Annotated in this window: 1 pseudogene; it reads right to left on the bottom strand. The window is 40.4% G+C overall.

Annotated features, from left to right (window positions below):
* Nucleotides 1–515: pseudogene (locus R7R78_RS29010) on the bottom strand (hypothetical protein); the annotation flags it as partial.
* Nucleotides 516–537 lie beyond the last annotated feature (22 nt).

Here is a 537-nt window from a genome sequence, read left to right as displayed (position 1 = left end):
GCCCGTCTTTGGTGAAAAACGATTAATCCCATTTCTTCGAGTGATTTGATACTGACGGTTATCTTACGGCTGTTAGTTCCAAGTCTAGTGGCCAGCATTTTTATCCCCATTGGGATCCCGCCTAGTTTCTCATCATAATTTTTTGCTAGCAACATACACAAACAAATGAGAGTAGCTTTTGGCTGTTGCCTGATGCTCTTTTCTTCGAAATAACGATAGATGTTTTGATACTCAACGAATTCATCAGCTATGGGTTTATTTCGAAATCTTGATTCGCTTAACGGACTGAATGGCATCAGGTAAGCGTCATCAAAAGGGGTGAACCCCGGCCATATTGACTTTAGTTGTTCCCAGTTTTTTATTCCCAAATAACGTGTGGGAGAGGGACGATTTTTATCAATAACTAGCGTCTTTGAATACCCTCCTGAAAGCAAAATATAACTGTCTTGCCTATCAAACGGGTTGATGAAATTGTGGAGCTGGTAGGTTGTATCTGTTATCTGATTTGGGGTCATAGTGATCTACTTATTGGTAGCT

Source organism: Vibrio sp. 2134-1 (assembly GCF_033339495.1).
Note: the sequence above shows the minus strand (reverse complement) of the source record. Positions and strands in the feature narration are given on the sequence as shown.